The organism is Streptomyces inhibens, assembly GCF_003389455.1.
Lineage (GTDB): Bacteria > Actinomycetota > Actinomycetes > Streptomycetales > Streptomycetaceae > Streptomyces > Streptomyces inhibens.
Genome location: NZ_QUAC01000072.1, coordinates 1 through 9,154, shown reverse-complemented (window position 1 = coordinate 9,154; position 9,154 = coordinate 1). Strand labels below are relative to the sequence as shown.

General features: G+C 69.1%; 8 protein-coding genes and 5 pseudogenes. 6 read left to right on the top strand and 7 right to left on the bottom strand.

Annotated features, from left to right (window positions below; translation table 11 throughout):
- A pseudogene (locus DY245_RS48210) lies at positions 1 to 83 on the top strand (DUF6445 family protein); the annotation flags it as partial.
- A gap of 249 nt (positions 84 to 332) precedes the next feature.
- Here DY245_RS48210 and DY245_RS09770 read toward each other — a convergent pair.
- Positions 333 to 1,091: a DeoR/GlpR family DNA-binding transcription regulator gene (locus DY245_RS09770; protein WP_181923597.1), complete on the bottom strand. Its 759-nt coding sequence runs from the start codon at positions 1,089 to 1,091 to the stop codon at positions 333 to 335.
- A gap of 48 nt (positions 1,092 to 1,139) precedes the next feature.
- Between DY245_RS09770 and DY245_RS09765 the strand changes: the two genes are divergently transcribed.
- The 4 genes and pseudogenes from DY245_RS09765 to DY245_RS45190 all read left to right on the top strand — a co-directional run.
- Positions 1,140 to 1,523, top strand: a complete 384-nt coding sequence (locus tag DY245_RS09765) for a DUF4406 domain-containing protein (RefSeq protein ID WP_181923596.1) — start codon at positions 1,140 to 1,142, stop codon at positions 1,521 to 1,523.
- Positions 1,520 to 2,197: an NUDIX domain-containing protein gene (locus DY245_RS09760; RefSeq protein ID WP_128505636.1), complete on the top strand. Its 678-nt coding sequence runs from the start codon at positions 1,520 to 1,522 to the stop codon at positions 2,195 to 2,197. Before DY245_RS09765 ends, DY245_RS09760 begins: the two co-directional genes overlap by 4 nt.
- A gap of 434 nt (positions 2,198 to 2,631) precedes the next feature.
- Positions 2,632 to 2,823 (top strand): annotated as a pseudogene (locus DY245_RS45195) (ferredoxin); the annotation flags it as partial.
- Between the two features lie 33 nt (positions 2,824 to 2,856).
- Positions 2,857 to 3,123, top strand: a pseudogene (locus DY245_RS45190) (FAD-dependent oxidoreductase); the annotation flags it as partial.
- 568 nt (positions 3,124 to 3,691) lie between these two features.
- On the opposite strand, the pseudogene DY245_RS09750 reads toward DY245_RS45190, so the two are convergent.
- The 6 genes and pseudogenes from DY245_RS09750 to DY245_RS09725 all read right to left on the bottom strand — a co-directional run.
- Positions 3,692 to 4,012, bottom strand: a pseudogene (locus tag DY245_RS09750) (UBP-type zinc finger domain-containing protein); the annotation flags it as partial.
- Complete coding sequence (locus DY245_RS09745; protein ID WP_128505631.1) at positions 4,009 to 5,466, bottom strand: ATP-binding protein; 1,458 nt, start codon at positions 5,464 to 5,466, stop codon at positions 4,009 to 4,011. The pseudogene DY245_RS09750 and the gene DY245_RS09745, both read right to left, overlap by 4 nt.
- Positions 5,463 to 7,139 carry an NAD(P)/FAD-dependent oxidoreductase gene (locus tag DY245_RS09740; RefSeq protein ID WP_128505629.1) on the bottom strand — a complete coding sequence of 559 codons (1,677 nt, stop codon included), beginning with the start codon at positions 7,137 to 7,139 and terminating at the stop codon, positions 5,463 to 5,465. The genes DY245_RS09745 and DY245_RS09740 overlap by 4 nt, the downstream gene beginning before the upstream one ends.
- 107 nt (positions 7,140 to 7,246) lie before the next feature.
- Entirely contained in the window at positions 7,247 to 7,459 is a 213-nt protein-coding gene (locus tag DY245_RS46090; RefSeq protein ID WP_244942948.1) for a hypothetical protein, read from the bottom strand.
- Between the two features lie 14 nt (positions 7,460 to 7,473).
- Positions 7,474 to 7,701: a hypothetical protein gene (locus DY245_RS09730; RefSeq protein ID WP_128505626.1), complete on the bottom strand. Its 228-nt coding sequence runs from the start codon at positions 7,699 to 7,701 to the stop codon at positions 7,474 to 7,476.
- 74 nt (positions 7,702 to 7,775) lie between these two features.
- Positions 7,776 to 8,570, bottom strand: a complete 795-nt coding sequence (locus DY245_RS09725) for an SDR family NAD(P)-dependent oxidoreductase (RefSeq protein WP_244942947.1) — start codon at positions 8,568 to 8,570, stop codon at positions 7,776 to 7,778.
- Positions 8,571 to 8,712: 142 nt separating this feature from the next.
- On the opposite strand from DY245_RS09725, the pseudogene DY245_RS45185 reads away from it, so the two are divergent.
- Positions 8,713 to 8,874 (top strand): annotated as a pseudogene (locus tag DY245_RS45185) (transcriptional regulator); the annotation flags it as partial.
- Positions 8,875 to 9,154 lie beyond the last annotated feature (280 nt).

Genomic DNA, 9,154 nt, shown 5'->3' with positions numbered 1-9,154 from the left:
TCAACCCCCAAGTGCCCAAGGACTGCGGAACCAGCTTCTACCGTCAGAACCTGCCAGGCGGCCAACTCGGCGGAAACATGGTGGCCCCGGAACCACCCCGGGCCGTTGTGGGGTAATTCGGGGTCCTGTGTGACGTCTGCCTTCAAGACCTGGTTGTGGTCTTGAAGACCGACGTAGTCGTATGGGGTGGCTGACGATGTCTGTACGGCCGAAGGGGAGCCTGGCGATCCGGGACGAGCAATTGTCAATTCCTGTGGATGGCCGGGTCGTGGTGGCGGGTTGGTGCCTTGGGTCGCCTGCCGGCCGGTCGTCGAGCGTTCGGCCTGTAGCTGTCAGCCGGCTGTGAGGATCTCCACGCCGAGCGCCGTGAGCTGTTCGACGACTGCGTCGTGGGGGTCGGCGTCGGTGATCAGTCCGCTGATCTCTTCCCAGGGCAGGACGCGGAAACGCGAAGCTGTGCCGATCTTCTCGGAAGAGGCGAGGACGTAGGTGTCCGCCGCGCGTGCGGCCAGGGCGCGCTTCATCGCGGCCTCCTCGGCGTCGCCAGTGGTCAGTCCCGCCTCGGGGTGTACGCCCGTGACGCCGAGCAGGCAGAGGTCGGCCGAGACGTTCTGCGCGGCCTCGACCGCGGCCGCTCCGCAAGCAACCGCCGAGTGCTTGAAAATGCGGCCACCAAGCAGGAAGACCTCCGCCTGCGGATGATCGAGCAAGGCCGCGGCGATCGTCGGGCTGTGGGTGATCACGGTGCAGGCCAGGTCCTGCGGGAGCGCGCGGGCGACGGCGAGGGCGGTGGTGCCGCCGTCGAGGATCAGCGCGCCGCCCGGCCGCACCAGCCCGGCGGCCACCGAGGCGACCTTCCGCTTGCCGTCCGGGGCCACGGTCTGCCGGGCGGTGTAGTCCGCCGAGGCCGGCGAGACGGGGAGCGCCCCGCCGTAGACCCGCTGGCACAATCCCTCGGCCGCGAGATCGCGCAGGTCGCGCCGCACGCTGTCCTCGGAGATCCCCAACTCGGCGGCGACGTCCTTGGCGACGATCTTGCCCTCGCGGGCGAGCAGACTCAGCAGGTGGTCGCGCCGTTCAGCAGCCAGCATCCGCATTCTCTCCTGTTCTTGCACGTTTCTGCATGTATCGTAGCGCACGTGACCGACAAACCCATGCTCATCCTGATCGCCGGCCCCCACCGCTCTGGCACCGGCAGCGACCCGCAGGCCATGGCCGCCAACCTCGCCCGCCTCGAAGCGGCCGCGTGGCCCGTCTTCGCCGCCGGCCACCTCCCCGTGATCGGGGAGTGGGTCGCCCTGCCCGTCCTGCGCTCAGCCGGCGCGGGCCCCACCGACCCCCTCGCCGACCAGGTGCTGTACCCGACCGCCGAGCGCCTGCTCGCGCACTGCGACGCCGTGCTGCGCCTGCCGGGCGACTCCACCGGAGCCGACCAGGACGTTGCCACCGCCCGCCGCCGCGGCCTGCCCGTCTACCACGACCTCGCACAGATCCCGCCCCGCACCCCGCAGGAGACCACGTGAACCCCCGTCCCGGCATCGACACCCCCGACCACCGCGGCCGCGTCGGCCTCGACCGCGCCGGCCGCGACCTGGACCGCAACCCCGACGTCGTGGTCCGCGACGTCGAGCTCACCTCCCAGGGCTGGCACGTGCTGCGCCGTACGACCTTCGACTACCGCCGCCGCGACGGACGTTGGGTCACCCAGCAGCACGAGACCTACGACCGCGGCAACGGCGCGGTCGTCCTGCCCTACGACGCCGAACGTCGCTGCGTCCTGCTCACCCGCCAGTTCCGCTATCCGGCCTACGTCAACGACCACCCCGACGGCATGCTCGTCGAAGCCGCCGCAGGGCTGCTCGACGCGGACGACCCGCCGGCCGCCGTGCGGCGCGAGAGCGCCGAGGAACTCGGCGTCACGCTCGGCCCGCTCACGCACGTCCTCGACGCCTACATGAGCCCCGGCTCCGTCACCGAGCGCCTGCACTTCTTCGCGGCTCCCTACACTGCGGCCGACCGGACCGGGACCGGCGGCGGACTCGAGGAAGACGGCGAAGACATCGAGGTCCTCGAACTGCCCTTCGAAGAAGCCCTCGCCATGACCCGCGACGGACGCATCACCGACGGCAAGACCATCCTGCTCCTGCAATGGGCAGCTCTGGACGGGCCCCTCGCCCCCACAGCGGGCGGACGCTGACAGCGTCGTCCCCGCAGCACCCAGGCCAGCCCCTCTTCAGCGACGCTGCCAGGTCCAAGATTTCCTGCGGAGTGCGGGGCCGGGACTGGCGCGGCGAGGGCACCAGGGCCTCGAACCCATCGCACAAGACACATTCGAGCAGCTGATCGCCAGGGCTGGAACGTCCTCTGAGCTGTACAACTCCAACAGGACCAATAGCCGTAGCGGGCCCCTCCTTTCGGGTCCGCGTTCTGATGTGCAATGTCGGCGCTCGCCGCGTTGTGAATGCGCAATTCCCAGATTCGGTGCGCAACGAATCCGGAACGTAGCTCCCGGTCCGCGTCGAGGTGCGGTCCCCGGCGTGCCGTGCTGCACTGAAAGAGCAAACGCCGTGGCGTGCGCGCGTGGTGGTGGGACGAAACGGCCGATCCGCAGGGTTCGGAAGGGGCGTCCACATGAAGATCGTTGTGGATCTCACGCGGTGCCAGGGGTACGCACAGTGCGCGTTCGCCGCGCCGGATGTGTTTGCCATTCAAGGGGACGAGCCGCTTCTGTACGGCTCCGATCCGGACGATGCGCAGCGGGAGAAGATCGCGCGGGCCGCGGCGGCCTGCCCGGTCCAGGCCATCTTCCTCGACCGTGCGGACGCCCAAAACCGGTATGCGGAGCCTGGAACGCACGTGCCCGCCCCCGGCCCTGAGGAGGCGTTGAAGCGCACCGGGCGCATCGTCATTGTCGGGGCGTCCCTGGCTGCGCTGGTGGCTGTTTCGACGCTGCGTCGGGAGGGCTTCACTGGTTCGCTGACCGTGATCGGGGACGAGCCGTATCTCCCTTACGACCGGCCACCGTTGTCCAAGCAGGTCCTCATGGGCCAGGTTCCGGCGCGCCGGACCGCACTGCCCCGCCGCGACGAGTTCGATGCGCACTGGCGGGTGGGAGTCGCGGCTCGTCGCCGACCCACCGCCCTACCGCGCGAACCCCGGTCTGCGCGGCCCCCGCCACCTCCTCGTCGAGATCGACGGCGTCAACCCCGCGCAACACCGGCCCCCGTGACCATGCACCGCACCCGGCAGACCACACTCCGCCGCACACAGACACCCGCTCCCCACGATGAACGCGTATTGACAGCTCCCCACCGACCGTAACCAACCACAGTGCCCAGGTCGCCCCGGATTGCGTGCTCTCTACCAACTCGACGAGTGCACATCGAACGCGGACCTCTACGTTCCAGCAGGAACCAGCGCGCATCGAATCGGGGACCCTACACCTCCGCACAGCAGCGGCGGCAGCCTCGGGCCAGGGGCTGCCACCGCGATCACGGTCGTCAGAAGGTCAGGGGGTGGAAGAGCCGAGACCGGGACGGCGGCAGCAGAGTTTCCTACGGGCAGCCACGGCGAGTCCGCAATCTATCGACCGATGGCAGCTGACGGCTGTTCGGTCCGAGGTGTCCCAACTGCCATGCCCGCATGACGGAATGGGGTGCCCAGACGGTCGGCCCAGTCGTCCGGGACTCGTCACTCGTCCCGCGGGGCCGGGGGTGGGCTGATCGGCCGGGTGGCTCTCAGGGGGAGCCAGGTGTGGGCCTGAGGCGTACACCTCCGAGGTCTCGTAGTTCCAGAACCAGGTTTCGCCCGGTTCGAAGCTGCGGATCACCGGGTGCCCGGTGGCCCGCGCGTGGGCCGTCGCGTGCTTGGCGGGCGAGTCGTCGCAACAGCCGATGTGGCCGCACTGTGCGCAGCGTCGCAGGTGGAACCACCAGCCGCCGCCGGCGTCGCACTCGGCGCATCCGGTTCCGCTGGGCGGGACCGAGGGGTCGATTCCGTTCGGGGAACTCATGACGGCTCCTGTGGGGGATGGGGGTCGGCGGAGGCCAGCGGGAGGCGTACCTGGAAGCGGGTGTCGCCGGGGACGGAGTGGAACCGCAGGTCCCCCTTGTGTTTGTTGACGACGATGCGCCATGAGATGTCCAAGCCGAGACCTGTACCCTCACCCACCGGTTTGGTGGTGAAGAACGGGTCGAAGATGCGTTCGCGGATCTCCGCGGGGATCCCGGGACCGGTGTCGCAGAACTCGACGAGCAGATGGTCTCCCTCGCGCGCGGTTCGTACGGTCAACGTGCCGTCGGCGTCCGTACTGTTCATCGCCGAGACGGCGTTGTCGATCAGATTCGTCCATACCTGGTTGAGCTCGCTGGGATAGGCCGGGATCTTCGGCAGGCTGCGGTCGTAGTCCTTGACGACGGTGATGTGGGGGCCGATCTTCGCGGAGACCATCAGCAGGGTGCTGTCCAGCAGTTCATGCACGTTTGCGACCTGGTAGGGCGCTCGATCGAGTTGCGAGTACTGCTTGGCCGCGGCGACGAGGGCTGAGACGCGGGTGGTCGACTCCTCGATCTCGTTCATCAACAGTTCGGTTTCGACTGTGTAGTTGAGCCACCGCACCGCACCTTCGAGGGTGTCCCTGTCCACGGCTGCGGCGATCTGGTCCAGCCAGTCGGTGTCAAGGCCGGCCTGTACGAAAGTCGGCGCGAGCTGCCATCCGTCCCCGATGCCGTGGTCGTCCAGCCAGTCGGAGAGGGTGTCCTCCCGGTCCGAGGCTTCCAGCGGGCTCAGGGTGGTGGCCTTGGCGACGCGCTCGGCCGTGCGTTCTTGGACGTCGATGAGCGTCTCCAGGCTGTCGCGCCGGTACGGGCGTGCCGCGATGACGCCGAGCTTGTGGCGCATCCCGGCAACCCGCTCGCGGAGCGCGGACGTGGCTCGCACGGCCGCGGCGGCGGGGTTGTTCAGCTCATGGGTCAGCCCTGCGGACAGCGATCCGAGAGCCAGGAGCCGTTCTCGCTGGCCGACGGCCTCCTGGGCGCTCTTGGTGCCGAAGAAGAGGCCTTCCAGCAGGTGCACGGCCATGGGAAACCACTCGCGCATGATCGCGGCGAAGGTCTCCGCGGGCAGCACGAAGAAGCGTGCGGGCTCGATGACACGCAGGGAGCTGTTGTACACCTGCCGCAGGCGGTCACCCAGGTAGGCCTGGAAGGCTCCCGCGTACACCCCGCGGCTGGAGCTCCGGTTGATCTCCACGTCGTAGTCCCCGATCCGGCGCGAGAGAGCGATGGTCCCTTCGAGTAGCACGTAGAAGCACGTGGCGGGGTCGCCCTCCCCGTACACGGGCCCGGGTTCGAACTCCTCCACACGGCCTTCGCGGCAGAGGAGGGCGATCTGGTCGGGAGCCAGCTTCTCGAACAGGAACAGCGAGCCGAGTTCCTCCTGACTGCACGGCATCGGCCGGCCGTTCATGACTGCTCCAGATATCGGTGCACGAGCATGACCGCCATGGCTCCCTCTCCTACTGCGGAAGCGACACGCTTGGCGGACTCGGCGCGGGCGTCTCCGGCCACGAACACGCCCGGGACGTTTGTTTCCAAGTGGTAGGGCGGCCGGTCCAACTCCCAGTCGGCCGGCGGGCGCCCGTCCGCGGTCAGATCGGGGCCGGTCAGGATGAATCCGCGGGAGTCCCGGAGCACCGTGCCCTCCAGCCAGTCGGTCAGCGGGGCTGCGCCGATGAAGACGAACATCCACTGGGCGTCGACGAGTTCGGTGTGGCCGGTCGTTGTGTCACGCAGGGTGATCCGTTCCAGTTGACGCGAGCCGTGGGCGGCGTCGACGACCGTGTTGGTGCGCACAGAGATCGTGGCCGTCTCCTCGACCTGCTGGACGAGGTAGTGCGACATCGAAGTGGACAAGGACGGCTTACGCACCAGTATGGTGACCGACTTGGCGCTCCGGGCCAGGTATATCGCGGCCTGGCCGGCGGAGTTCGCGCCGCCGACGATGTACACATCATGGCCTTGGCACGCGGCCGCTTCGGTCAGGGCCGAGCCGTAGAACACTCCGCAGCCGGTCAACTCGGTCACGTGGGGTGCATCCAGTTGCCGGTACGACACGCCGGTCGCGAGAATCACGGAGTGCGCGGCGACGGCGGAGCCGTCCGAGAACCGAACGACGCGCGAGGCGCCATTGATCTCCAGCCCGGTGACCTCGCGCGCGGTCAGTATCTCGGCACCGAACTTCGCCGCCTGACGCCGGGCCCGGTCGGTGAGCTGTGCCCCGGACACTCCGTCCGGAAAGCCGAGATAGTTCTCGATGCGCGAGCTCTGGCCCGCCTGGCCTCCGGTCGCGGAGCGTTCCACGAGGACGGTCCGCAGGCCCTCGGAGGCCCCGTACACCGCCGCACCCAAACCGGCTGGTCCGCCGCCGATGACGACGAGGTCGTAGAAGTCGGTTGCCGGGGTCGTCGCGAGGCCGACCCGGGCGGCGAGCTCCCGGTCCTCGGGCTCGATGAGGGCCGTGCCGTCCGGAGTGATCACAAGCGGGAGCCGCAGGCCCTCCTGGCCCGCGGCGCACAGCAGCCGCCGGCCTTCCGGATCGTCGGACGAGTACCAGCGGTACGGCACCTGGTTGCGGGCCAAGAACTCCCGTACGGCCGACGAGCGCGCCGACCAGCGGTGCCCGACGACCTTGGTGATGACCACCGGCCGGTGGTCGGTGGCCCGCCAGGCTTGCAGCAGATCGTCGAGGACGGGGTAGAGCTTCTCCTCGGGCGGCTCCCAGGGCTTGAGGAGGTAGTGGTCGAGGTCGACGACGTTGATCGCGTCGATGGCCGCGTTGGTGTCCGCGTACGCGGTCAGCAGCACCCGCCGGGCGCCCGGGTAGATGTCGAGAGCCTGCTCAAGGAACTCGATGCCGTTCATCTTCGGCATCCGGTAGTCGGCCACGATCACCGCGACGGGGCCGCCGCGCAGCTTCAGCTCGCGCAGCGCGGCAAGGGCGGACTCGCCGGACTCCGCGCGTACGATCCGGTACGACGCGCCGTAGCGTCGCCGCAGGTCGCGGGCGACAGCACGCGACACGCCCGGGTCGTCATCCACAGTCAGGATGACGGTCCGCGCCGGACTGGCGGCCTGATCCATAGGCATCCCGTCCCCGAGTCGATCACTCTTCCGCACCGACTTCACGTGCCTGTCTGGCACGCCAGTGCGCCAGCAATGCCCATTTTATGGGCGATTATCTTGCTTTGCTACGCAAGATCAGGAGTGCAGCTATTTGCCGATAGCTGCCAGAGACGCCGCTCCAGCCGCGCGGCGGCGTGACGGTGATCGTCGTGTGGCTGCCTCCACATCGCCGCGCCACCGGCCTTGCCGGCCCGCACCCACTCGGCGAACGGCTCCAGCGGCGCGGCATTGTCGAGCACCACGCCACCAGGGCCGGTCAGCGCCTCGGCGTGCACCATCACCTTGCCGGTGATCAGCAGCCCGGCGCCGCAACCGGCTCCAGGGCGGCAGCCACGGCGGGCGCCCGCCGGCCTTCGCTGCAGCCCTTGTCGCCCAGGACGTGGGCGGGTCGGGCTCGCGGTCGTCCCGGGCCGGTGCGGGGCACCCGTATCGCCTCCATCACCGCGGTGAACTGAGTCCAGTCGTCGCTGTTCCCGCCGGTGACGGTGCAGGCGAGCGGGCGGCCCACGGCGTCAGGCAAGGTGAATTTGCTGGTCAGGCCTGCTCCTCTCCCGCCGTGGGAGGCCGGCGCCCTGCAAGGCCCCCCATTTCGACTCAGGCTCGCATGCCGCCGTCGACCCGAAGGACCGTGCCGGTGACGTAGGAGGAGCGGTCGCTGAGGAGCCAGGCGGCGGCCTGGGCGATCTCGTCCGGATCGGCGGCGCGGCCCAGCGGGGTCAGGGAGTTGAGCTGCTCAATGGTGCCGGGGGCCTTCTCATCCCACTCGTGCAGCATCTCGGTGAGTGTGGTGCCGGGCGCGATGGCGTTGACGCGGATACCTTCTGGGCCGTATGCGGCAGCTGCCGACGCGGTGAGACTGTTGACTGCCCGCTTCGCCGCGCCGTATACGGGCAGCGAGGGGTTGCCCATCAGGCTGCCGACGCTGGAAGTGTTGACGATGGCCCCGCGCTTCGCGGTGGCGCGGATGGCGGCGATCTCGGCGGTCATGGCCAGCCACGGGCCCTTGAGGTTGACGGCGCAGACGTGGTCGAAATCGGCCTCCGACAGCTGATCCATCGGACCGGGCGGCTGGCCCGTCGCGCCGTTGTTGAAGGCCACATCGAGCCGGCCGTACACCTCCACGGACCGGTCGACGGCGGCACGGACACTTGCCGGGTCGGCCAGGTCGCACACCACGTAATCCGCAGTGCCGCCGGCCGTCCGGATCTCCTCGGTCACCGCTTTGAGCTGGGACTCCGTGCGGGCCGCGAGGAGCACCCGAGCCCCCTCCCGGGCGAACAGCCGCGCTGATGCCGCGCCGATACCGCGACCGGAGCCAGTGATGAAGGCGACCTTGCCGACGAGCAGGCGGCCCGAGGTCGTGGTGGACGTGATCGGTGTGTTGTTCATGCCGACGAGCCTGTGTCCGGCCACCCCGCTCATCCAGGCACCGACAGTACCTGGCTGGGCACCTCGGCGCCGCGCACACTGGGAGGTGGATCGACGAGANACAGTACCTGGCTGGGCACCTCGGCGCCGCGCACACTGGGAGGTGGATCGACGAGAACTGGCCGGCTTCCTGCGCAGCAGGCGCGAGCGCATCACCCCCGCCGACGTGGGGTTGCCCGCCGGGGCGCGCCGCCGAACCCCGGGATTGCGTCGCGAGGAGGTGGCGCAGCTGGCGTTCATCTCGACCGAGTACTACACGCGACTAAGGGCTGTCCCGTAATCCCTGGTGGATCAGCGCACGGCGTCAGATGCACTGCACTCGCTGTGCTCGCTCCGTCTCGGCTCTTGCCTTCGTCCCTTGGATGCCGAGCTGCATCGCAAGGCGGAGGGACGTCCGGATACTGGGTGTATCCGGATGTTCCGGCAACGCGGCGAGGTGCCGTAGCTGTCGTCGTGCGCCCGCCAGGGATTACGGGACAGCCCTTAGAACTCCTAACGAAATGATCTTCGAGGTGGTTGGATCACTCCGGGACCGTTGATCCGGG

Excerpts from the sequence above, each read along its gene's own strand:
- DY245_RS09770 (WP_181923597.1), bottom strand. The coding sequence starts at position 1,091 with ATGCTGGCTGCTGAACGGCGCGACCACCTGCTGAGTCTGCTCGCCCGC.
- DY245_RS09745 (WP_128505631.1), bottom strand. The coding sequence starts at position 5,466 with ATGAACGGCCGGCCGATGCCGTGCAGTCAGGAGGAACTCGGCTCGCTG.
- DY245_RS09740 (WP_128505629.1), bottom strand. The coding sequence starts at position 7,139 with ATGGATCAGGCCGCCAGTCCGGCGCGGACCGTCATCCTGACTGTGGAT.
- DY245_RS46090 (WP_244942948.1), bottom strand. The coding sequence starts at position 7,459 with ATGGTGCACGCCGAGGCGCTGACCGGCCCTGGTGGCGTGGTGCTCGAC.
- DY245_RS09725 (WP_244942947.1), bottom strand. The coding sequence starts at position 8,570 with ATGAACAACACACCGATCACGTCCACCACGACCTCGGGCCGCCTGCTC.